Origin of the sequence: Falsiroseomonas tokyonensis (assembly GCF_019024325.1) — a bacterium.
Classification (GTDB): Bacteria; Pseudomonadota; Alphaproteobacteria; order Acetobacterales; family Acetobacteraceae; genus Falsiroseomonas; species Falsiroseomonas tokyonensis.
The window spans coordinates 363,799-386,213 of the sequence record NZ_JAFNJS010000003.1; the positions used below are offsets into that span (position 1 = coordinate 363,799).

Below are 22,415 nucleotides of genomic sequence, written 5' to 3' on the forward strand. Positions count from 1 at the left end.
GTGCCCATGGCCGAGACCACCACCGCCGCGACCGCCGCGGCGCCCACGCTGGAGGTGCGGAACCTCCAGACCCACTTCTTCACCCGCGCCGGCGTGGTGCGTGCGGTGGACGACGTGTCCTTCACCATCGGCCGCGGCAAGGTGCTGGGGCTGGTCGGCGAAAGCGGCTCCGGCAAGACCGTCACCGGCTTCTCCATCATGAAGCTGGTGGATCCGCCCGGCCGCATCGTCGGTGGCTCCATCCTGTTCCAGGGCAAGGACCTGGCGACGCGGTCCGAGGAGGAGATGCGCAACCTGCGGGGCAACCGCATTGCGATGATCTTCCAGGACCCGATGATGACGCTGAACCCGGTGCTGCGCATCGACACGCAGATGATCGAGACGGTGCAGGCGCATGAGAAGGTGTCCGAGGCCGATGCCCGCGCCCGGGCGCGGGATGCGCTGGGCATGGTCGGCATCCCGTCCCCGGACGAACGGCTGAAATCCTATCCGCACCAATTCTCCGGCGGCATGCGCCAGCGCGTCGCCATCGCCATCGCTTTGCTGCACCGCCCGGACCTGATCGTGGCCGACGAGCCCACCACCGCGCTCGACGTCACCATCCAGGGCCAGATCCTGGCGGAGGTGCAGAAGCTGTGCGCCACCACCGGCACGGCGATGCTCTGGATCACGCACGACCTCTCCGTGGTCGCCGGCCTCGCGGACGATATCGCGGTCATGTATGCCGGACGCGTCGTCGAATTCGGCGATGTGGGGGAGGTGCTGGACAAGCCGCTGCATCCCTATACCCACGGCCTGATCGGCAGCGTGCCGTCCCGCAACAAGCGCGGGGAGCCGCTGCGGCAGATCCCGGGCATGACACCCTCGCTCCTCAACCTGCCGGAGGGCTGTTCCTTCCGCGCCCGCTGCCCGCGGGCGGCCGCCGATTGCATCGTGATGCCCGAGCTGCACCCCTGGCTGCCCCAGCGCCTCGCCCGCTGCCACCACCCGCATCTCGAGGAGGTGGCCGCGGCATGAGCCAAACGCAGATGCAGAGCCAGTCCCAGGCGGAGGCGCCGCGCGTCTTCACCGAGACGGAAACGCCGATGGTCGAGCTGCGCCAGGTCTCGCGCCGCTTCGCCAAGAAGCTCGATATCGCGGCCAAGCTGGCCCGCAGGCTCGGCGCCGATGTGCGCGAGGAAATTGTGCACGCCGTCGACCATGTCGACCTCCGCGTCCGCAAGGGCGAGGTGGTGGGGTTGGTCGGCGAATCCGGCTGCGGCAAGTCCACCCTCGGCCGCATCGTCGCGGGCATCCTGCCGCAGTCCGAGGGTCAGGTCCTGTGGAACGGCCAGGACGTCTCGACCATGCAGGGCGAGGCGGCCAAGATCGGAAAACTGCGGCGGCAGATGATCTTCCAGGATCCCTATGCCAGCCTGAACCCCCGCATGCGTGTCGCCGATATCGTGGGCGAGGCGCCGCTGGTGCATGGCCTCACCACCCGGGCGAATTTCGACACCTATGTCGATGAGCAGATGCGCCGCGCGGGCCTCGACCCCGCCTTCAAGCGCCGCTACCCGCACCAGTTCTCGGGCGGCCAGCGCCAGCGCATCGGCATCGCCCGCGCCCTGGCCGTGGCGCCCGAGTTCATCGTCTGCGACGAGGCGGTGGCGGCGCTCGATGTCTCGATCCAGGCGCAGATCCTGAACCTGTTCATGAAGCTGCGGCGGGATCTCGATCTCACCTACCTCTTCATCAGCCACGACCTGGGCGTGGTGGAGCATCTCAGCGACCGGGTCGTGATCATGTATCTCGGCCGCGTCGTGGAAGAAGCACCCACCGAACGCGTCTTCAGCGGGGCCAACCACCCCTATACCCAGTCGCTGCTGGCCAGCGTGCCGCGCATCGGCAATCGCAAGCGCGCTTTTGCGACCGTGAAGGGCGAAATCCCGTCGCCGCTGAACCCGCCGCCGGGCTGCCACTTCCATCCGCGCTGCCCGCATGCCTTCGATCGCTGCCGGGTGGAGGTGCCGAAGCTGCGGGAGATCGCGCCCGGCCAGCGCAGCGCCTGCCACCTGAACGACGCCGCCTGACCCCGCCCTATCGCGCCCAATGGGAAAGCCGCGACCTGGTCGCGGCCTTCCTGGCGGGCCAAGACCCCGCGACGGATCCCGCCTGGGCCGCCAGCGGCGCAGCGGATGCGGCCGAATATGCGCGCTGGGCCGGCCATCTCTGCGGCTGCGCCTGCCTGCAGATGGTGCTGGGCGCGCAGGGCCGGCCGGTGCCGCCGATCCATGCCATCCGCCGCGCCGTGCAGGCCGAGGGCGGCTACCAGGAGCTGGCGGATGGCACGATCCGCGGCCTGATCTATGCCGGGGCGGTGGCCTGGCTGGCCGGGCAGAGGATCGCGGCCCGGATCCAGCTTGATCTCGGCGCCGCCGATCTGGTGGGTGAGGGGCTGTTCATCGCCTCCGTCCACCCCGCCATCCGCTGGCCCGACCGGCCGTCACCCGGGCGCGGCGGGCATCTGGTGCTGGTATTCGGCACGGACGAGGCGGGGCGGCTCCGCTTCCACAACCCCTCCGGCGACAGCCGCGCCAGCCAGGAGGATACGCGCCTGCCGCCCGCCGATTTCGATCGCTTTTTTGCGGGGCGCGGCATCCGGATCGGCTGAGCCGTCAGGTCCGCTTGGTTTCGGGCGCGCTGCCTCGTCCCCGGCCTGGCGGGTCGCTGGGGTCGCTATCGGTCGGACCATCCGCGCCCTTGCGGGGCGCGCGATTGCCGCCGCGCCCGGCGCCAGGCGGGTCTGTGGGGTCGCTGTCGGTCGGGCCATCCGCGCCCTTGCGGGGCGGGCGATTGCCGCCGCGCCCAGCGCCGGGTGGGTCGTTGGGATCGCTGTCGGTCACGCCGTTGCGCGGCGCAGTGCCGCCGCCTCCCCGACCTGGCGGGTCCGAGGGATCGCTGTCGCTGGGTCCGGAGGGCGGGCGACTGCCGCCCCGGCCCTGGCCAGGCGGGTCGGTGGGGTCGCTGTCGGTCGGGCCGGCGGGCGCCCGGCTGCCGCCGCGCCCCTGGCCGGGCGGGTCGCTCGGGTCGCTGTCACTCACGCCGCCACCATTCGGCCGGCTGCCGCCACGACCCCGGCCGGGGGCATCGCTGGGGTCGCTATCGGTCAGCCCGCTGTTCGCCGGCGGAGGCGCGGCGCCCTTATTGTCCTGCACGCCGCCGCCGCCGGACTTGGCGCCCTGCGCCCGCGCCGCCGCCGGCACCGCCGCCCCGCCACTTGCCGCAGCCAGCCGCAGCACCAGCAGCCGGCGGCCGAGCGGGGACCCATCAGATGCGGACATGCGGCGCTCCCTTCCTGCCGCCATGTTTGCGGGGCGGCGGCGCCTCCACAAGGGGCGCGCCGCGCGGGATGATTCCGCTTGCGTTCATGTTCTGGTTATGTTCCTCTCACGCTATGAGCACCATCGCCCTCGACTTCCGCCGCCCGGCCGAGATCGCCCGCGAGATTCCGGACGGGCTCCGCATCCCCCCGCGGCCGCGGGTCATCACCCGGGCCCCGGCGCGGGAGCCTGCCTGGCGAGAGGCGATGCGCTGGTCGCTGATCGCACTCAGCGCCAGCCTGGTGGCCGGGGAGGTCGCGCTGGCCCTCTTCGGGCCCTGAGAGACCGTTTGAGAAGACCGGACGGGTCGGTCCCGCGGCGCTTTTCCGCCCCTGCCGCGTTGGGCGGCTTGCCGATGCAACCAGCATCGGCCGCACCGCCCGCCTTGCAGGAACGAAAAATCGCCTGCGGTCCCTCAGCCGCCGGCATTCTCAAACGGTCTCCGAGCCGCCTCACACCGGCAGCGTCGCGAGGGCGGAGAGTCCGCCGGTCGGACGGTTGCGCAGCACCACGTCGCCGCCATGCGCGCGGAAGATGTTGCGCGCGATCGGCAGGCCCAGCCCGGTGCCTCCGGTTTCCCGATTGCGGCTTGCCTCCAGCCGGCGGAAGGGCTGGAAGACGTTCTCCAGCTCGCTGTCCGGCACGCCCGGCCCGTCATCCTCCACCGCGATCCGCACCACCCCGCCCACCGGCGGCTGCAGCCGCAGCGTGGCGGAGCCGCCATAGGCCACGGCATTGCCCACCAGATTGGCCAGCGCCCGCTTCAGCGACCCCGGCCGCGCCGCCACCGTCAGGTGTTCCGGCCCGATATAGGTGATCAGCTCGGCATAATCCGGGCTGCCATCCGCCGCCTCATCCGTCACGGTGCGACACAGCGAGGCGAGGTCCACGGGCACGGAGGGTTCGCGCGTCGAATCGTCGCGCGCGAAGGCCAGCGTGGCGGCGATCATCGCCTCCATCTCATCCAGGTCGGCCAGCATCTTCCGGCGCTGCTCGTCATCTTCCAGGAATTCCGCGCGCAGCTTCAACCGGGTGATCGGCGTCTTCAGGTCATGCCCGATGGCGGCCAGCATCTGGGTGCGGTCGCCGACGAAGCGACGGATGCGCTCGGCCATGGTGTTGAAGGCGCGCGCGGCGGTGGCGACCTCGGCGGGGCCGGTCTCGGGCAAGGGGGGCGCATTCACGTCGCGGCCCAGCCGGTCTGCCGCCTCGGCCAGCGCGCCGACCGGCCGGGTCAGCCGCCGCACTGCCCAGAGGGTCAGCGCCACGGCGGCCAGGGTCATCAGCACGAAGGCGACGAGGAAGGTGAGCGAATGCCAGGGTCGCGGCGGCGGCATTTCCAGCCGCAGGTTCAGCCAGCCCTTGTCCGGAAAGCGGAGGCTGACCATCAGCCGGCCGGGATGCCCATGGGTCGCGATCACCACTTCCCGCGGCCGCAGCCGGGGCGGGGCGAAGCGCAGCTGGTCCAGGCGCAGCAGGCTGATCAGCGGCGGCGGCGGCGGCGGGAAGCCCGGCTGCGCCAGCGCCACCTCGTCCAGCGTGATCCGCATGCCCGGCGGCATGTCCAGATCGTCCAGCACCGCCTGGCGCCGATCGGGCGAAAGCGGCAGCAGGCTGCGCCAGGCGCCGAAGGAGCGCTGCGAGATCTCCCGCGCATGCTGGAAGCGCTGCAGGTCCACGCGGTCCAGCGCATGGATGGTCAGCCCCGCCACCTGCACCAGGATCAGGCCGATGATCAGCACCAGCGCCGTGCGGCCCGCCAGGCTGCAGGGCCAGAGCCAGCGAAAGGCGCGCCAGATCCGCCAGTCGCGCACCTTCAGCCGCGCTCGACGGTGGCGGAGAGAACGTAGCCGCCGCCGCGCACGGTCTTGATCACCTGCGGATTGCGCCCGTCATCCTCCAGCTTGCGGCGGAGGCGGGAGACGGCGACATCGATGGCGCGGTCGAAGGGCCCGGCCTGGCGGCCGCGCAGCAGGTCCATCAGCATGTCCCGCGTCAGCACCCGGTTGGGGCGTTCCACCAGCACCATCAGCAGCTCGTATTCGCCGCCCGTCAGCGGCACCTCGGCGCCCTGGGGGTTCAGCAGGCGCCGGCGCGTCGGCTCCAGCACCCAGCCGGCGAAGCGCAGCACCCTGGCCGGCGGCTCCTGGGATGGGCCGGTGCTGCTGTCCGCCGTGGCGCGGCGCAGCACGGCGCGGATGCGGGCCAGCAGCTCCCGCGGGTTGAATGGCTTGGCCACATAGTCGTCGGCGCCGAGTTCCAGGCCGACGATGCGGTCCGTCTCCTCCCCCATCGCGGTCAGCATAACGATCGGCACCTCGGACTGGGTGCGCAGCCAGCGGGCGAGGTCCAGGCCCGATTCGCCGGGCATCATCAGGTCCAGCACCACCAGATGGTAGCGGCCGAGCGGCCAGAGCTTCCGCGCCTCCCGCGCATCCCGCGCCGCGGTCACGCGGAAGGACTGCTTCTCAAGGAATTTTCCCAGAAGCTCGCGGATTTCGCGGTCGTCATCGACGACGAGGATATGCGGGGCTGTGGCGTCCATGGCCGTAACATAGCGCGCAGCAGGCGGGCCCCTAGGGGCCAAAGCCTCGGGCGTGTTGCGGCTTGTGACCCAGGGCGGTGCGGTTACGCAGCGTTGCACTTCCTGACGTTCCCGACCCTTACCGCGTAACCGCCAGGGCGCATTTGTCGGACCGCAAGGCGCCATGCCGGCCTGGGACTTCCCCCCTCCCAACCGGGGATGGCGTATTGTACTGGCGGCGGGGATGACCCTTTCTCCTGAATCCCCGCCGCCGAACTTTCCCGAACCCCCGGCCTGGGTGCGCCCGGCCATCGTGGCGCTGGTTGCGGCGGATCCGGATCTGGCGGCCATCGAGGACGCGGCCGGGCCCTTGCCCTGGCGATCGCGGCCTGCGGGCCTCGCCGGGCTGTTGCGGACCATCTGCGGCCAGCAGATCTCGAACCAGGCGGCCGGCGCCATCTGGCGGCGGCTTTCGGCGATTCCGGGCGCGCTGGAACCGGCGACGCTGGTGGCGATGGACGATGCGACGCTGTGCGGCATCGGCGGCCTGTCCCGGCCCAAGGCGGCGCATGCCCGCGCCCTGGCGGCGGCATGCCTTGATGGCGCGCTGCGGCTGGAGGCGCTGGAGGCGATGGGGGACGAGGCGGCGGTGGCACATCTCTCCGCCATCCGCGGCCTGGGCCGCTGGACGGCGGAGGTGCATCTGCTGTTCGCCCATGACCGGCCGGACATCTTCCCGAGCGGCGACATCGCACTCGCCGCCAGCGTGGCGCATCTGAAGCGGCTTCCGAGCCGGCCGACGCCGAAGCAACTCGCCGAGATCGCGCTGGCCTGGCAGCCCTGGCGCGGCATCGCCGCGCGGCTGTTCTGGCACCATTGGCGCCATGTCACCGGCCGGCCGCTGATCGAGGATCCATTGCCGGCCGCGCCCGCCGGCGGCAGTTTGGCCGGATGAATTTCTCCGCTGCCCTGTGCCGCACCGCGCATCCTCCCATCCCCGCCGCCCGCGCCTGGGCCGCGCGCTACCGGGGCGGCGCCGGGCCGGCGCTGGACCTGACCCAGGCGGTGCCCGGCTATCCGCCGCCCCCCGAATTGCTGGCCCGGCTGGCGGAGGCCGCGGGCAGCACCGCCTGCGCCGGCTATGGCCCGATCGATGGCGATGCGCCGCTGCGCGCCGCCCTGGCCGCGGACATGGCCGGCTTCTACGGCGCGGACATCGCGCCCGCCGATGTCGCCATCACCGCCGGCTGCAACCTGGCCTTCGCCATGACCATGGCGGTGCTGTCCGCGCCGGGCGAGGCGGTGATGCTGCCCACCCCCTGGTACTTCAACCACCAGATGGCGCTGACCATGCGCGGCGTCCGCCCCGTGCCGCTGCCCTGCCGGGCGGAGGCCGGATTCGTGCCCGACCCCGCCGAGGCCGCCGCGCTGATGGATGCCAGCCCGGTCCGCGCTTTGGTCCTGGTCACCCCCAACAACCCGACCGGCGCCGTCTATCCGCCCGAGGTCATCGCGGAATTTTCTCGGATCTGCCGCGCCCGTGGCGTGGCCCTGGTGCTGGACGAGACCTATCGGGACTTTCTCACCGAGGCCCAATCCCCGCCGCACGCCTTGTTCGCCGACCCGTCCTGGCGCGACGGCCTGGTGCATCTCTATTCATTCTCGAAGGCCTATTGCGTGCCGGGGCATCGCCTGGGGGCAGTGGCCGCGGGCCCGGCATTCCGGACAGAATTGGCCAAGGCGCTAGACACCTGGCAGATCTGCCCGGCGCGGCCGGCCCAGGCGGCGCTGGCCTGGGCGGTGCCGGCGCTTTCCGGCTGGCGCGCCGGCAACCGGGCGGTGATGGCCGAGCGCGCCACGCTGTTCCGCGCCGGCATCGCCCAGATGCCCGGCTGGCGGCTGGACGCCATCGGCACCTACTTTGCGTATCTGCGGCTGCCCGAGGGCGCGCCCGACGCAGAGGCTGCGGCCGCCTGGCTGGCCGCGGAGCAGGGGCTGATGACCCTGCCCGGCCCCTTCTTCGGCCCCGGCCAGCAGCGCCATCTGCGCCTGGCCTTCGCGAATGCGGGGGCAGAGGTGCTGGCCGAGGTGCCGGCCCGGCTGCGCCAGGCGGCCCTGGCCTGGGGGCGCTGATCAGCCGTAGAGCGCGGTGAGCTGGCTCGGCGTCATCTCATAGAGCTGGCTGCGGCTGAAGGCCTCGATCTGCCGCGCCCGCATGGCCGCCAGCTGCGCCGTGGTCACCGCCGCGATCTGGTCCGAGGACAGGGCCTGCACCGCGGTCCGCGCCAGCCCCAGGAATTCCTCGGGTTCGATGGCGGCGACATCGGCGGGGGCGAAGGCCTCGATCTGCTCGGCATCCAGCGCGGCAATGGCGGCGGGGCCCAGCGCCTGCACCTGGGCGCTGTCCAGCGCGCCGAGCTGGGCGGGCGACATGGCCGCCACCTGCGTGCCGGTCAGCGCCGCCAGCTGGGTGGAGGCCAGCGCCGCCACCTGGCTGGTGCCCAGCGCCAGGAATTGCTGGCCGCGCAGCGCCGCGACCTGCGCCGTGCCCAGCGCCGCGATCTGCGTCGTGGCCAGCCCGCTGGTGCCGCCAAAGGACAGGTTGCCGATTTGCGCCGCGCTCAGCGCCGCGATGGTGGTGGTGGACAGCGCCGCCACCTGCGCCGCGCCCAGCCCCGAAACCTGCGCCGTGCCGAGCAGCCCGATGCGGGTGCCGAGCGCATCCATCTGCGCCGTGGTCAGCCCACCGAGCGCCGCGGCCGAAAGCCCGGCGATCTGCGTATCCGCCAGTCCCGCCAGGCTGGTGGCGGACAGGCCGGCAACCTGGGTCGCGGTCAGCCCGCCAGCCTGCGCCGCGCTCAGCGCCGGCAGCCGGTCCGCGGCCTGGGCCAGGTCCAGCCCGGCCAGCGCCGCCGGCGCCAAGGCGGCGAATTGCGTCGAGGCCAGCGCCGCCAGCTGCGTGCTGGCCAGCGCCGCGACCTGGGACGAGCCCAGCGCCGCCAGCTGCGAGGTGCCAAACAGCCCGATCTGCCCGGTGGAAAGCCCCTGCGGCGCAAGGGCGGCCATGCCGGCGGCGGACAACGCCTGCAGCTGCGTGCTGGCCAGCGCCGCCACCTGCGCCGAGGAGACGGTGGCGAGCTGGGCCGAGCCCAGCGCCGCCACCTGCCCGCTGCTCAGCGCGCCCCATTGCGTCCCGTCCAGCGCGCCGACGCCAAGGCCCGCGATGCCGGCGGTGCTCAGCGCCGCCAGCTGGGTGGTGGCCAGCGCCGCCACCTGGCTGCTGCCCAGCGCCGCGATCTGCGCCGAACCCAGCGCCGCCGCCTGGCTGTTGCCGAGTGCCGCCAATTGGGTGGTGGCCAGCGCCCCCAGCGCGGTGGAGGACAGGCCCGCGATCTGCGCTGTGCCGAGCGCCGCCAGCTGCGTCGTCGCCAGGCTCGCGGCGGCCGTGGTGCCCAGGGTGGACAGCGCGGCCGGCGCCAGGGCGTAAAGCTGGGTGGTCGCCAGCCCGGCCAGTTGCGTGCCGTCCAGCGGCCCGATCTGGCTGGCCGCCAGCGCGCCGAGCTGGGTGGTGGTCAGCGCCGAAAGCTGGCTGCTGGTCGCCGCCATCAGCTGCGCGGTGCCGAGCGCCGCGACCTGCCCCGTGCCCAGCGCCGCCAGCCCGGCGCTGCCAATGCCCTGGATGGCGGTGGCGGCCAGCCCGCCGATCGCCGCGCTGGACAGCACCGCCCAGCTTGTGGTGCCCAGGGCCGAAAGTGCCGTGCTGCCCAGTGCGGAGGCTTGCGCCGAGCCGAGGCCCGCGATGCCGGTCGTGGTCAGCGCGGCCAATTGCGTCCCGGCCAGCAGCCCCGCCTGGGTGCTGGACAGCGCCGCCACCTGATTGCGCTTCAGCACCGCCGCCTGGCTGGTGGAGAGCGCGGTGAGGTCCGTGGCCTCCAGCCCCAGCATGCCGCCGGCGCTCAGCGCGGCCACCTGCGAGGTGCCCAGCGCGGCCATCATGCCATCCGGCAGCGCCTGCACCTGGTAGCGATCGAGCCCCGCCACTTGGGTGCTGCTCAGCGCCGCCACCTGGCTGGTGCTCAGCGCGCTGAGCTGCGCGCTGCCCAGGCCCATCACCTGCAGGACGCTCAGCCCCGCGACCGCCAGCCCCTGCATGGGCGCGCCGGTCAACCCGGCCAGCGCGGTCGGCGCCAGCCCCGCCACCTGGCTGCTGGACAGCGCCGCCAGCTGCGTCGCGGCCAGCCCGGCCAGCTGCGTGCTGCCCAGCCCGCCGAGCTGCGCCGAGCCCATGGCCGCCAGCTGCGCCGTGCCGAGGGCGGCGAGCTGCGTGGTCGCCAGCCCGGCCACTGCGGTGCGCGACAGCGCCGCGACCTGAGTGGTGGCCAGGCTGGCGAGGTTCTGGGTCGACAGGGCTGCCAGCTGCCCGCTGCCCAGCGCCGCCACCTGCCCGGTGCCCAGCGCCGCCAGGCTGGTGCTGCCCAGCGCCGCCAGCGCCGTGGTGGCCAGCGCCGCCACCGCGGTGCGCGCCAATGCGCCCAGCTGGGTGCTGGCCAGGGCGCCGAGGTCGGTCGCCGTCAGCGCCGCAGCCTGCGCCGCGCCGAGGCCGGAGACCTGGCTCGTGCTGAGCGCCGCGAGTCCCGCGGTACCGAGGGCCGAGAGCTGCGCCGTGGTGAGCCCGGAGACCGCGCTGCGCGACAGGGCGGCGAATTGCGCGGTGTCCAGCGCCGCCAGTGTCGCCGTGCCCATGGCCGCGACCTGCGCCGGCTTCAGCGCGGCGATCTGGGTGGTGGAAAGGGCGGCGATCTGGCTCGTCGCCAGGGCATCGAAATCGGCGCCATCGATGCCGGCCAGCGCCGCGGGGGTCAGCGCCGCCAGCTGGGTGGTGGACAGGGCCGAGACCTGGGTGGAGGTCAGCGCCCGGGCCTGGCTGCTGCCCAGCGCCCGGATCTGCGAGGTGGTCAGCGCGCCGGCCTGGGTGGTGGCCAGGGCCTGGACCTGGCCGAGGGTCAGCACCGCCACCGCGGCGGCGGAGATGGCTGCGACCTGGCCCGTGCTCAGCGCCGCCAGCCGGTCCGGCTGGATCGCCTTCACCTGCGCGGCGCCGAGGCCGCCGATCTGGTCGGTGGAGAGCGCGGCGAGCGCGGTGGAGGACAGCGCCGCCACCTCCGCCCCCGAAAAGCTGGCGATCTGCTGCGTGCCCAGCGCGGCCAGCTGGGTTGGCGCCAGCGCGCCGATCTGCGCCGCGCCGAAGGCCGCGACCTGGGCGCGGCTGAGCGAGCCGATCTGGCTGCCGGACAGCGCCGCCACCTGCGCCGTGCCCAGCGCCGCGATGCCGGCCGTGGACAGGCCGGCGAGCTGCGTGCCGGACAACGCCGCGATGCTGGCGGTGGACAGCGCCGCCACCTGCGTGCCCTTCAGCGCCAGCATCTGGTTACGGGTCAGCGCCGCGGATTGCGTGGTCGCCAGCGCCGCCAGCCGGTCCGTGCCGAGGCCCGCGATGGCGGCGGCGGAGAAGGCTGCGATCTGGGTTGCCGCCAGGCTGCTGGCGAAGGCGGCGGAAAGGCTGCCGGCCTGCGTCATGGTCAGTCCGGACAAAGCCGCGGTGGACAGCGCCGCCACCTGGGTGCCCGCCAGGCTGGAGAGCTGCGTTCCGGCCAGCCCCGCCAGCTGCGCCGGCTTCAGCGCGGCCAGCTGCGTCGTGGCCAGCGACTCGATCTGCGAGGTTGCCAGGCCCGACAGCGCGAGGCCCGGCAGCCGCCCAAAAACCTCCGGCTGCAGCATGGCGATCTGGCCGGTGCTCATGCTGGCCAGCAGCGTCGCCAGGTGGCGCGCGCCCGCGGCGGTGGAACCGGCGGTGCTGGAGGTGGCGGCGATCGACACGGCGGGTCCTCGGCGCGGCGCGCGGGGTCCGGGTTTTCGCGGTCCGGGAGCATCCCTGGGGTCGCGAGTCTGCGCCGGCCAGGCTTAACGGAGGCTGAATTCCGACCCGCCCTGTTGCGCGCAAGGCCCCGGATGGGCAACTGATCGGCCAGACGCCGGAGGAGCCTGGCCATGACCACCCTGCGAAACCTGGACGTGATCTCGGACTCGGTCTGTCCCTGGTGCTGGATCGGCAAGCGGAACCTGGACGAGGCGCTGGCGATGCTGGCGGAGGAGGGGCTGCGCTTCAATCTCCGCTGGCGGCCCTTCCAGCTGAACCCGGACATGCCGGCGGAAGGCGTGCCGCGCGCTGCCTATCGCGCCCAGAAGTTCGGCTCCGAGGCGCGGGGGCGGGAGCTGGATGCCAATGTCGCGGAGGCCGGCCGCAATGTGGGCCTGACCTTCCGGCACGACCTGATGGAGCGCACGCCGAATTCCGTCGCCTCTCACCGCGTGGTGCGTATGGCCCATGGGCAGGGGCTGCAGGATGCGGTGCTGGAGGCCTTCTTCCGTGGCTATTTCCAGGAAGGCCGCGACGTGGGCGACCCTGCGACGCTGGTGGAACTGGCCGCCGCAGCGGGGATGGACGGCGCGGCGGTCGCCACCATGCTGGCCGGCGACGAGTACCGGGAGGCGGTGCTGGCGGAGGATGCGGCGGCGCGCAGCGGCGGCATCTCGGGCGTACCGTCCTTCCTGCTGGATCGCCACCTGCTGTTCAGCGGCGCCCTGCCGGCCAGCCGCATGGCGGATGCCTTCCGCCGCGCCGATGCCATCCTATCGGAGCGTGCCTCGGCCGCGTAGCATCCGCGCCGATTGCGGAGGATTGGCGCATGGAATGGGTGCTGCTCGGCCTCGTCGTCCTGCTGCTGCTGTGGCTGGTCGTCATCTACAACCGGCTGGTCTCGCTGCGGCAGGCCGTCGCCCAGGCCTGGGCGGATATCGAGGTGCAGCTGAAGCAGCGCCACGACCTCATCCCCAACCTGGTGGAGACGGTGAAGGGCTATGCGGCGCATGAGAGCGGCACGCTGGAGGCGGTGATCGCGGCGCGCAATGCCGCGGTGCGCGCCCAGGGGCCGGAACAGGCCAGCGCGGCGGAGGGCCAGCTCGGCGCCGCGCTCAGCCGGTTGTTCGCGCTGTCCGAGGCCTATCCGGACCTCAAGGCCAATACCAATTTCCTGGCGCTGCAGAGCGAGCTTTCGAACGTCGAGAACACGCTGGCCGCCGCCCGGCGCTTCTTCAACAACAGCGTCGCGGAATACAACGCCTCGATCCAATCCATTCCGGCGGTGTTCTTCGCGGGCTCCCTCGGCTTCGGCCCGCGCGGCTTCTTCGAGCTGGACGAGGCGGAGCGCGCGGCCACGCGGAACGCGCCATCGGTAAAATTCTGAGCCGGGGGCGGCGCCATGCTGCCCACCCTCGGCCTGCGCACGCATATCTGGAACACCGGCCTGCGGTCCCTGCTGCTGCTGGCGGGCTTTCCGGTGCTGCTTGCCCTCGTCACCTGGGCCGTCGCGCTGCTGCTGGCGGCCACCGGCACGGATGATTTCGGCCAGGGGCTGCGCGATTCGCTGGCGCTGCTGCCGGTGGCCATCCCCATCGCCCTGGCGGTCTCCGCCCTCTGGTTCGCCATCGCCTGGATGTCCAACCAATGGATCCTGGACATGCTCTCCGGCGCCCGGCCGGTGACGCGGGACCAGGAGCCGGCGCTCTGGGCCATGACGGAGGAACTCGCCATCAGCCGCGGCATGCGGATGCCGCGGCTGGCCGTCATCGAGACGCCGGCGCGCAATGCCTTCGCCTCCGGCCTGCGCCGCGACCAGGGCGCCGTGACGGTGACGCGCGGGCTGCTGCAGGCGCTGGGGCCGCGGGAGCTGCGCGCCGTGCTGGCGCATGAACTCACGCATATCCGCAATGGCGATGCCCGGCTCGGCGTGGTGGCGGCCGTCTTTGCCGGCGTGATCTCCATGGTCGGCGAGATGATGTGGCGCGGCCTGCGGCTGGGCCGGATGCGGCGGCTGCCGACCGGCGGCGGCAGCAACAACAAGGGCAAGGGCGGCGCCGCGCTGCTGGTGATGCTGGCGCTGGCCATCGCGGCGCTGGCCTGGCTGCTCTCCATCGCGCTGCGCATGGCGCTGTCGCGCAACCGCGAATACCTGGCGGATGCCGGCGCGGTGGAGATGACGGCGGACCCCGACGCCATGGCCAGCGCGCTGCGCAAACTGGCGGGGCAGGAGGCGATGGAGGGCCTGCCCAGCCAGGTCCGCGCCCTGCTGCTGCATGACGGCGCGAACAGCCTCGGCCCCGCCTGGTTCGCGACGCATCCCCCGATCGAGAAGCGGATCGAGGCGCTGGAACGCTACGCCGGCGCTAGGCCCGCAGCAGAGAACGCAGCCGCCGCACCGCACTCCCCGGCGTCGTCACCACCGGACGTCCCGTGGCGTCAGCCACCGCCCGGGCCGCCCGCGCCAGGCTGAACTGGCCGAGCAGGATCACGTCGCAACCCGCCAACCGCCGCGACGCCTCCGCCGCCAGACGGTCATGCGCCGCCAGATCGCCGGCATCCAGCGCGGCCAGCGCGCCCTCCGCCAGGCAGGGCACCACCTGCACGCCCTCCGGAAATTCCAGCGGCATGGAGGCGAGCGTGCCGGGGAAGCTGGCCAGCAGGCCGATGCGGCGGCCCTGCGCCAGCGCCTCCTCGATCGCGGCCTCGTTCGGCTTGAGAACGGGGATGGGGGCGAGGTCCGCGGCCACCGCCTCGATGCAGGGGCCGAAGGCGGAGCAGGTGAACAGCACGCCATCCGCCCCGGTGCCGCGCGCATAGCGGCCGAGGGTGAGGAAGCGCTCCGTCATCGCCGGCGTCAGCGCGCCATCGCGCGCCAGGTCGGCCGAGAGGCTGTCATCCAGCAGGTTCATCAGCCGCGCCTCCGGCCAGGCCGCGGCAAAGGCGGCCTCGATCGGCGGCGGGGAGTGCCGCAGGGCGTGGATCAGCGCGATGCGCATGGGCCGGGCTAGTTGCCGACGCAGCGCTGCAGCGGGGAGGGGAATTCCGCGCAATTCGGAAAGACGATCTCATTCGGCCCCCGCCGTTCCACCCGCAGGGTATTCGGGCCGGTGACGCAACCGAAGCCGATATCGGGCGGGGTGCGGGAGGCGAGCGGGCCGGAGGGGCCGGTGACCGGGACGAAGCGGAATTCCAGCACGTCCGGGCTGGTGGCCACCGTCTCGATCAGCCGCTGGCGATAGGCGACGTCGAAGACCGAGGCGCGCAGCACGACATCCTTGGTGAAGATGACGGCCGGCTGGCCGGTGCAGCTGGGGCCGCTGGTCTGCCCGGGCGGATAGATGCCGCCGGTCCAGGACCCGAACACCCAGGCATGCGGCGGATCGCCCTGCTGCGCGCCCGCGCTACCGCCAAGTGCCATCGCTGCCGCCGCCACCAGGATCCACCGTCGCATGCCGCGCTCCCTCATCAGTGGCGGGCAGCATAGCGCGGGCAGGGGGGCGGGGGCTATCGGGTCGGGGGTGGGGGTGGCGGGGTGTTGTTCGGACGGCGCCTCGCGCCCCCCACCGCGCCCTACGCTGCCGCCCCCGCCGCTCTCACGCCGCCGCGCCTGCCGCTCTCACGCCGCCGCGCCTGCGGCTCTCACGCTGCCGCGCCTGCGGCTCTCACGCTGCCGCGCCTGCGGCGCGAGGCATCGGCGGATCCTTCACCGGCAGATGCACCAGCGCCGCAAAGGCCGAGGCGCCCACCCCGATCCACCACATCAGGTCGTAGGACCCCGTCAGGTCCAGCACCACGCCGCCCATGAAGGCGCCCGTGAACCCGCCAAGCTGGTGCCCCAGGAAAACCAGCCCGAAGATCGTCGCCAGCCAGCGCGTGCCAAAGTTGCGGGCCACCAGCGCCACCGTCGGCGGCACGGTCGACAGGTACAGAAGCCCCATGATGGCGGAGAAGATCATCACGGTGGTCGTCGTCTTCGGCACCAGCATGAAGCCCGTGATCAGCACGCCGCGCGCGGCATAGATGATGACCAGCAGCTCCCGCCGCTTCCAGCGCTGCGTCAGTTCGCCTGCCGCCAGCGACCCCGCCACGTTGAACAGCCCGATTAGCCCGATCGCCCCGGCGCCGACCGCCACCGGCAGGCCGCAGTAATGCACGAAGCCGGGCAGGTGGGTGGTGAGGAAGGAGATATGCAGGCCGCAGACGAAGAAGCCGAAGAACAGGTACCAGAAGCTCGGCGTGCGCAGCGCGCGGGACAGCGCCTGGCGGGCCGTCTCCTCATCCTTCGGCGCCACTTTTGGGCGCGGCGGCTCGGCCAGCGGCAAGGCGAGGGGGATCATCAGCAGGGCGGTGGCCGCCATCAGCGCCAGGGTCATCTGCCAGCCCAGCGCGCCGATGCCGAAGCCCGCCAGCGGCACCACCAGGAACTGTCCGAAGGAGGATCCGGCCGTGCCCAGCCCCACCGCCAGGCCGCGCTTCGATTCCGGCAGCAGCCGGGTCAGCGTGGCGATGATGATCGGCATGCCGGCGGCCGAGACGGCCACCCCCATCACCAGCCCCGCGAAGAAGGTGAACATGCCCAGCGCCGAGGCCAGCAGCATGCCCAGAATGCCGATGGCGTACAAAACGGCGCCGCCGATCACCACCGCCCGCCCGCCATAACGGTCCGCCAACTGGCCGCAGATCGGCTGGCTCGCCCCGTTCAGCAGCACCTGCAGCGCGATGGCGAAGGAAAAGCCGGAGGCGGTCCAGACATTCGCCTCCGTCATCGGCGCCAGGAACAGGCCGAAGGAATTGCGCAGCCCCATGGCAAGCGCCGCGCAGAGCACGCCGCAGGACATCAGGATGGTGGCGGTCCGAGCGGTCGAGGTCGTCACGGCATCCGTTTCCTTTTCGCCCAGAAGCGCCCAGAACCGCCCGGAACCGCTCAGGCGAGGTCGGGAAGCTCCCGCGCCGCCAGGATATTGCGAACGCCGTCGGTCATCGCGCCCAGCGTGGCGGGCGACACCGCCTCCAGCTTCGAGCGCGGCTCGATATTCCAGAATTGGAAGCCCAATTCGGCGAACTGCTCCACCAGTTCCGCGGCACTGCTGCCCTGCGCGGCCAGCATGCCCGGGGCGAATTCGAACATCACCTTCGCCTTGGGCGAACGCGCCAGCAACGCGCGCATGCCGCGCACGGCGCGGGCCTCGGTGCCTTCCACATCCATCTTCACCACATCCACGGTGAAGGACGGGTCGGGGAACAGGTCGTCCAGCGCCACCACGCGGCAGGCCCGGGTCTGGCCACCCTCCGGCACATGGCCGGGCGTGACCGTCAGATGCCCGCCGCCGCCCCAGGCCCAGGAAAACAGCAGCTCCGCCGTGCCTTCCTCGGCACCCACCGCCATGTTGTTCACCCGGGCATGGTCCGACAGCCCATTCACCGCGAGGGAACGGGCCAGCAGCGCGGCGAAGCGCGGATTGGGCTCGAAGGCCTCCACCCGCCCGGTGGGGCCGGTGGCCAGCGCGCCCAGCAGCGCATAGACCCCGAGATGCGCGCCGAGGTCGAGCACCGTGTCGCCCGGGCGGATCAGCCTCTCATAGAGGCGGGTATAGTTGGTCTCCCAGGTGCCATCGATCAGCAGATGCGGGGCGATGTCATTGCCGCGGGTATCGACGAACATCTTCAGCCGGCCCTGCAGCAGGGTCAGCGCGGTGTGGTCGCCCAGATAGACGCTGGGCGTGTAGTGCACCGGGTGAACCCGCGCGGCGAAATAGGCGATCGTTTCTTCCAACCGTCGCTGCAGGCGCATCAGGTTGCGGGGGAGCGACATCAGGTCACGCATCATCCGGCAGGCAGCCTCCGATCGGGCGCGACTTTGGGGAAGCCGGTCGCTTCGGACCAGCTTCTGCCCCCGAGGCGGGGAAATCCAAGGCCGCGATGGCGCCGCGGCGCAGGGGCGCTGGGCCCTGCTGCTTTACCGGAAGGGTTCGCGAAAAAGAAGTGTCGGGGCCCTGGCCTGCCGGCGCCTCAGCCCTGCGCGCCGGCCTTGCGCAGCACCAGGCCGAAGCTGGTCAGCACTGAACTGCCATGCCGCTGCTTCGGCCGGGGCGGGCCATCGGGCCGGGCGGAGACCTCGGCATCCTCCGCATCCAGCCCGGGATGCAGGTTCACCGGCAGCATCTCATGCCCCTGGGACCGGATGCGCGCGGCCAGCGTTTCCAGGTCCTGGCGGCGCAGCGCGCAGAGGCTGGGGTGGCGCAGCAGGGCGGTGTCGGAGCTGATATTGAGGTTGAAGGTATGCGCCGAAATCCCGCCCGGCTTCAGCACCCGAAGGCTCTCCTCGAGGAAGGCGGCCGCCGCCTCCACCGGGCCCAGGCGGTCCAGGGCGGAGGCCGACCAGCAGAAGTCGAACTGCCCGTCGAGATCGGCCGGAAGCTGCCGCATGTCGAGGGTGCGGTAGTCCACCAGCTGCTCGAAATCCTCCAGGTGCAGGATCTCGGGGTAGAACAGCCCCATCCGCTCCGCCCCCTCGGGCAGGGCAAGCGCCTCGGCCGCCAGGTCGCTGGCCAGCACCTGCACACCGCGGGAGGCGAGGAGGGAGGGGATGCGTTCCCGCCCGACGCCGAGGCCGAGGCCGCGCCGCCCCTGCGCCACCATGCCATGGGTGGCGAGGACGGAGACGATCCAGGCCTGCTCCCAGCTCCGCCGACTGCGCATGGGCGACATGCCCATCGCCTGCATGATCTCGGTGAAGGCCGGGTCGTCGAATTGCGCCGCGGTGCACATCTGGCCCACCGGGTCTTCCAGGCTGGGCGGGGCGAAGCGGAAGGGAAAGGCCGGGTCGGCGGGTGGGCGCATCAGGAAGATCGGCATGCCGTAGGTCGGCACGCCATCCGGGATGCTGTCGAAGAAGTCGTGGAATTCCCAGGTCTCGGCGAAGACGCGGCGCAGCGTCGCCAGGTCCGGCAGAGTCCGCTGGTTTTCGATCTCCTCCTGGGTGAAGGGGTCGCGGCTGATCAGCAGGCGGAAAGCCCAGGTCACGGCCTCGGCGCTCAGCTTAGGCTCCGGCTTCGCCGCCGCCGGCGCGTCCTGTCCCGCCTGCTGCTCCATCATAGCTCCTTCGCGGCTTCCAGCACCTGCGCGGCATGCGCCTCGGGCTTCACCTTGCGCCAGACCTTGGCGATCCGCCCATCCGCGGCCACCAGGAAGCTGGAGCGCTCCATGCCCATATAGGTTTTCCCATACATCGACTTCTCGACCCAGACACCATAGGCCTCGGCCACCTTGTGGTCCTCGTCGGAGGCGAGCGGGAAGGTCAGGTTGAATTTCTGGGCGAATTTCTCGATCGGCTTCATCGGGTCGGGCGAGACGCCGATGACGGTCAGGCCGGTCTTGCCGAGCGCTGGCAGCGCCTCCTGGATGCCGCAGGCCTGCTTGGTGCAGCCGGGCGTATCCGCCTTCGGGTAGAAATACAGCAGGAAGGGCTTTCCCTTCAGCTCCGCCAGGCTGACGGAGCGGCCGCCGGAGGCGGGCATGGTGAAGTCGGGCGCGGGTTTGCCTTCAAGGGGGGCACCTTCGGTGGCGGTCGTCATGGCGGGCTCCTTCAGGCGGATTGGGGGTCGCCGAGATGGCGGGTGAAGCTGGCGCGCACCTGGGCGGCCATGGCGCGCATCTGTGCGCGGTAGCCGGGTTGGTCAACCGCGGGGCCGGGCAGCAGCCGCGCGGTGGCCGCCAGCAGCGCCAGCGCCACCGGCTCGGGCAAGACCTCCTCCGGCCAGCGGCCCACGGTCAGGCGCAGATGCGCGGTGATGGCGCGCCAGAGCCGGTCGGCCGCCACCAGCGTCTCCACCTCCTCCGCCGGCAGGATCCGTGCCTTGGCCAGCGCCGCCAGCGCCAGCCGGGTGGTGGGGGAGATGACGGCCGGCAGCCGGTGGGCATGGGCCACCTGCAACGCCTGGGAGATGAACTCCACCTCCACCAGGCCCCCCGGCATGTGCTTCACATCCCAGGGCCCATCCGCCGGCAGGTCGCGCAGCATGCGCGCGCGCATGGACCGCGCATCGGCCAGCACCTGGGCGGCATCCGCGGCGCGGGTCTGCGCCTGGCGGATTGCCGCCTCCACCTTGCGCTTCAAGGCCGGCGCCCCGGCGACGAAGCGGGCCCGGGTCAGCGCCATGCGTTCCCAGGTCCAGGCCGATTCCGTGTGGTAACGGGCGAAGGCGGAAAGCGAGACGGCGACCGGCCCCTTCGAGCCGGAGGGCCGCAGCCGCATATCCACCTCGTACAGCCGCCCCTCCGCCCCCGGCGCGGTCAGCGCGCCCACCACCTGGTTGGCCAGTCGCGCGAAATACTGCGAGGGGGCCAGGGACTTGGCGCCGCCCGCGCTTTCCGGCGCATCCGCGGCGTGGTCATAGACCAGGATCAGGTCGAGATCGGAGCCCGGCAGCATGTCCCGCCCGCCGAGCTTGCCCAGCGCCACCACGCCCAGCGCCCCGCCGGCCACCTTGCCGTGGCGGCGGGCGAAATCCTGGGCGATGCGCGGCATCAGCGCGCCGATCGCGGCATCGGCCAGGGCGCTGCGGGCCAGTCCCGCTTCGTCCGTCTCCAGCCGGCCTTCCAGCGCCGCCGCATCGATCTCGAATTTGCCCTCGGTCACCAGGCGCCGCGCCGCCTCCAGCGCCTCCTCCAGGAAGCGGGCGTCCTTGACCAGGGCGGGCAGGGAGGAAGCGGGGTCGGTGCCGGGCGCGGCATGGCCGGCGAGCAGCCCGTCCAGCGCCGCGGCGTTGCGGGCGAAGTGGTCGGCCAGTTGCGGCGCGGCGCCGAGCACGAAGGCCAGCCGGTCCAGCAGCGCCGGGTTGCGCGTCAGCAGCGAGAGCACCTGCACGCCGGTGCTCATCCGCGCCAGCGCCGCATCGAAGCGCATCAGCGCCGCATCCGGCTGCGGCTGTTTTGCCAGTGCGGCCAGCAGGCTCGGCATCAGCGCCGTCAGCAGCTCCCGCGCCCTTTCGCTGCGGGTGGCGCGCGCCCGGCCGTGATGCCAACCGCGCACGGTGGCGGCCACGGCGCCGGGGTTCTGGAAGCCCAGGCCGCGCAGGGTTTCCAGCGTCGCAGGATCATCCTCCACGCCCGTGAAGACCAGGTCGCCCTGCACCCCGTCGGCGGCCGAAAGATCGGGCGCCGTCTCGAACAGCCCGGCATAGCGCCGCTCCACCCTGGTCAGGTGGCCGGTCAGCGCATGGGCAAAGGCCTCGGGCGTGGCGAAGCCGAGGAAGGAGGCGATATTGGCCAGCCCTTCCGCATCCTCCGGCAGCCTGTGCGTCTGCCGGTCCGCCACCATCTGCAGCCGGTGTTCCACCTGGCGCAGGAAGCCATAGGCATCGGCGAGGTCCGCCGCCGCCCGGCGGTCGATTTTGCCGGCGGCGGCCAGCGCCGCCAGGGCGCCCAGCGTGGTCGGGTCGCGCAGGCCGGGGTCGCGGCCGCCCCAGATCAGCTGCAGCACCTGCACCGTGAACTCGATCTCGCGGATGCCGCCGCGGCCGAGCTTCACGTCGTGGCCCGCGACCTGCACCTCGGCATGCGCGCCCTTGTGTCCCTTATGGGCGTGGATCTGGCGCTTGATCGAATGGATATCCGCGACGGCCGCGAAATCCAGGTGCCGGCGCCAGACGAAGGGCCGGATCTCCCGCAGGAAATGCTCGCCGAGGGTGCGGTCGCCGGCCACCGGCCGCGCCTTGATCATGGCGGCGCGTTCCCAGTTCTGGCCCATGCTCTCGTAGTAGATGATGGCCGCCGGCAGGCTCACCGCCAGCGGGGTGGCCGCAGGATCGGGCCGCAGCCGCAGGTCGGTGCGGAAGCAGTAGCCATCCTCCGTCCGCTCATCCAGCAGCCGCACAAGGTCGCGGGCGAGCCGGACATAGATGGCGCCCGCCCGGTCGGCATCGTAGGTTGCGGCCTCCGGGTCATACAGCACCATGAGGTCGATATCCGAGGAGTAGTTCAACTCCCGCCCGCCGAGCTTGCCCATGCCGAGCACCACAAGGCCAGAGCCCTTGCAGGTGGCGCGCGGGTCGTGCCGCGCCGCGCCGCCGGCCAGCTTCAGGTCGCCGCGCGCCTGTGCCTCCCGCAGCAGATGCGCGCAGGCATAGTCGGTGCAGGCATCGGCGAGGTCCGACAGCGCCCCCGTCACCCGGTCCAGCGCCCAGAATCCCAGGATATCGGCCACCGCCGCGATCAGGGCGGCCTGGCGCTTGGCCTGGCGCAGCAGGCTGGCGACGCCGGCGCGGGTGGCGGCCGGATCGGCGCGGCCCAGCGGGTCCAGCGCCAGGGCGAAGGTGGCATCCGGCCCGCGTTCCAGCAGCCGCAGCAGCGTGGCCGATTCGCGCAGCGCCAGGTCCGAAAGATAGGGGCTGTGCCCGCCCAGCGCCGCGAGCAGCGCGGCACCCTCGGCCGAGGACGCGAAGCCGCGCTCGGCCGTGCCGCGTTCGGCGAAGCGGGCGACCAGCATGGCGGCCGCCTCCGCATCATGCGGCGGGGGCAGCGCGGCGGCCCGCAGGCTCGGGACGGGGTCCGGGCTGCGCGGGGGAAGCGTAGCCTGTGCCAGCCTGGCCGGCGCGCGGGTCTTGGGCAT

General features: G+C 72.4%; 20 protein-coding genes. 9 read left to right on the forward strand and 11 right to left on the reverse strand.

Translation table 11 applies throughout. The annotated features are described in order from the left end of the window. The first annotated feature begins 6 nt into the window (after positions 1-6). The 3 genes from J3S20_RS12280 to J3S20_RS12290 all read left to right on the forward strand — a co-directional run bounded on the left by J3S20_RS12280 (position 7) and on the right by J3S20_RS12290 (position 2,653). On the forward strand, positions 7-1,017 hold the full coding sequence (locus tag J3S20_RS12280) for an ABC transporter ATP-binding protein (protein ID WP_216836767.1): 1,011 nt from the start codon (positions 7-9) through the stop codon (positions 1,015-1,017). An 11-nt stretch (positions 1,018-1,028) separates the two neighbouring features. Beyond that, positions 1,029-2,072, forward strand: a complete 1,044-nt coding sequence (locus J3S20_RS12285) for an ABC transporter ATP-binding protein (RefSeq protein WP_246602783.1) — start codon at positions 1,029-1,031, stop codon at positions 2,070-2,072. Positions 2,073-2,233: 161 nt separating this feature from the next. Beyond that, a complete protein-coding gene (locus J3S20_RS12290; RefSeq protein ID WP_246602720.1) occupies positions 2,234-2,653 on the forward strand; it encodes a hypothetical protein in 420 nt (139 codons plus the stop codon). 4 nt (positions 2,654-2,657) lie between these two features. Here the strand turns inward: J3S20_RS12290 and J3S20_RS12295 are convergent, their stop codons facing one another. After that, positions 2,658-3,323, reverse strand: coding sequence for a hypothetical protein (locus J3S20_RS12295; protein ID WP_216836769.1), 666 nt, complete (start codon positions 3,321-3,323; stop codon positions 2,658-2,660). A 113-nt stretch (positions 3,324-3,436) separates the two neighbouring features. Between J3S20_RS12295 and J3S20_RS12300 the strand changes: the two genes are divergently transcribed. Continuing rightward, on the forward strand, positions 3,437-3,643 hold the full coding sequence (locus J3S20_RS12300; RefSeq protein WP_216836770.1) for a hypothetical protein: 207 nt from the start codon (positions 3,437-3,439) through the stop codon (positions 3,641-3,643). A 171-nt stretch (positions 3,644-3,814) separates the two neighbouring features. On the opposite strand, the gene J3S20_RS12305 is transcribed toward J3S20_RS12300, so the two are convergent. Beyond that, a complete protein-coding gene (locus J3S20_RS12305) occupies positions 3,815-5,176 on the reverse strand; it encodes an ATP-binding protein (protein ID WP_216836771.1) in 1,362 nt (453 codons plus the stop codon). A gap of 2 nt (positions 5,177-5,178) precedes the next feature. Continuing rightward, a complete protein-coding gene (locus J3S20_RS12310; RefSeq protein WP_168050915.1) occupies positions 5,179-5,907 on the reverse strand; it encodes a response regulator in 729 nt (242 codons plus the stop codon). Between the two features lie 223 nt (positions 5,908-6,130). On the opposite strand from J3S20_RS12310, the gene J3S20_RS12315 reads away from it, so the two are divergent. Continuing rightward, positions 6,131-6,841, forward strand: coding sequence for a DNA-3-methyladenine glycosylase family protein (locus J3S20_RS12315; RefSeq protein WP_216836772.1), 711 nt, complete (start codon positions 6,131-6,133; stop codon positions 6,839-6,841). Beyond that, on the forward strand, positions 6,838-8,019 hold the full coding sequence (locus J3S20_RS12320) for an aminotransferase (RefSeq protein WP_216836773.1): 1,182 nt from the start codon (positions 6,838-6,840) through the stop codon (positions 8,017-8,019). The genes J3S20_RS12315 and J3S20_RS12320 overlap by 4 nt, the downstream gene beginning before the upstream one ends. Here the strand turns inward: J3S20_RS12320 and J3S20_RS12325 are convergent, their stop codons facing one another. Further along, positions 8,020-11,763, reverse strand: coding sequence for a beta strand repeat-containing protein (locus J3S20_RS12325; protein ID WP_216836774.1), 3,744 nt, complete (start codon positions 11,761-11,763; stop codon positions 8,020-8,022). 171 nt (positions 11,764-11,934) lie between these two features. Here J3S20_RS12325 and J3S20_RS12330 point away from each other — a divergent pair, with 171 nt between their 5' ends. The 3 genes from J3S20_RS12330 to J3S20_RS12340 are packed head-to-tail and all read left to right on the forward strand — an operon-like array spanning position 11,935 to position 14,276. After that, on the forward strand, positions 11,935-12,603 hold the full coding sequence (locus J3S20_RS12330) for a DsbA family oxidoreductase (protein ID WP_216836775.1): 669 nt from the start codon (positions 11,935-11,937) through the stop codon (positions 12,601-12,603). Positions 12,604-12,632: 29 nt separating this feature from the next. Then, positions 12,633-13,190 (forward strand): LemA family protein, encoded by a 558-nt coding sequence (locus J3S20_RS12335; RefSeq protein ID WP_216836776.1) that lies wholly within the window; start codon positions 12,633-12,635, stop codon positions 13,188-13,190. Positions 13,191-13,205: 15 nt separating this feature from the next. Beyond that, a complete protein-coding gene (locus tag J3S20_RS12340; protein ID WP_216836777.1) occupies positions 13,206-14,276 on the forward strand; it encodes a M48 family metalloprotease in 1,071 nt (356 codons plus the stop codon). On the opposite strand, the gene J3S20_RS12345 is transcribed toward J3S20_RS12340, so the two are convergent. From J3S20_RS12345 to J3S20_RS12375, 7 genes are all read right to left on the reverse strand, one after another. Beyond that, entirely contained in the window at positions 14,170-14,802 is a 633-nt protein-coding gene (locus J3S20_RS12345; protein ID WP_216836778.1) for an aspartate/glutamate racemase family protein, read from the reverse strand. The genes J3S20_RS12340 and J3S20_RS12345 overlap by 107 nt on opposite strands. Positions 14,803-14,810: 8 nt before the next feature. Next, complete coding sequence (locus J3S20_RS12350; protein WP_246602722.1) at positions 14,811-15,257, reverse strand: hypothetical protein; 447 nt, start codon at positions 15,255-15,257, stop codon at positions 14,811-14,813. Positions 15,258-15,468: 211 nt separating this feature from the next. After that, positions 15,469-16,680 carry an MFS transporter gene (locus J3S20_RS12355; protein WP_343215212.1) on the reverse strand — a complete coding sequence of 404 codons (1,212 nt, stop codon included), beginning with the start codon at positions 16,678-16,680 and terminating at the stop codon, positions 15,469-15,471. A 50-nt stretch (positions 16,681-16,730) separates the two neighbouring features. Continuing rightward, entirely contained in the window at positions 16,731-17,618 is an 888-nt protein-coding gene (locus tag J3S20_RS12360) for an FkbM family methyltransferase (RefSeq protein WP_216836780.1), read from the reverse strand. Between the two features lie 197 nt (positions 17,619-17,815). After that, a complete protein-coding gene (locus tag J3S20_RS12365) occupies positions 17,816-18,901 on the reverse strand; it encodes a class I SAM-dependent methyltransferase (RefSeq protein WP_216836781.1) in 1,086 nt (361 codons plus the stop codon). After that, the gene (gene bcp, locus J3S20_RS12370; RefSeq protein ID WP_216836782.1) at positions 18,898-19,380 is read right to left on the reverse strand and encodes a thioredoxin-dependent thiol peroxidase; all 483 of its coding nucleotides are present in this window, start codon (positions 19,378-19,380) and stop codon (positions 18,898-18,900) included. The genes J3S20_RS12365 and bcp overlap by 4 nt, the downstream gene beginning before the upstream one ends. An 11-nt stretch (positions 19,381-19,391) precedes the next feature. Further along, positions 19,392-22,415 carry a bifunctional [glutamine synthetase] adenylyltransferase/[glutamine synthetase]-adenylyl-L-tyrosine phosphorylase gene (locus tag J3S20_RS12375; RefSeq protein WP_216836783.1) on the reverse strand — a complete coding sequence of 1,008 codons (3,024 nt, stop codon included), beginning with the start codon at positions 22,413-22,415 and terminating at the stop codon, positions 19,392-19,394.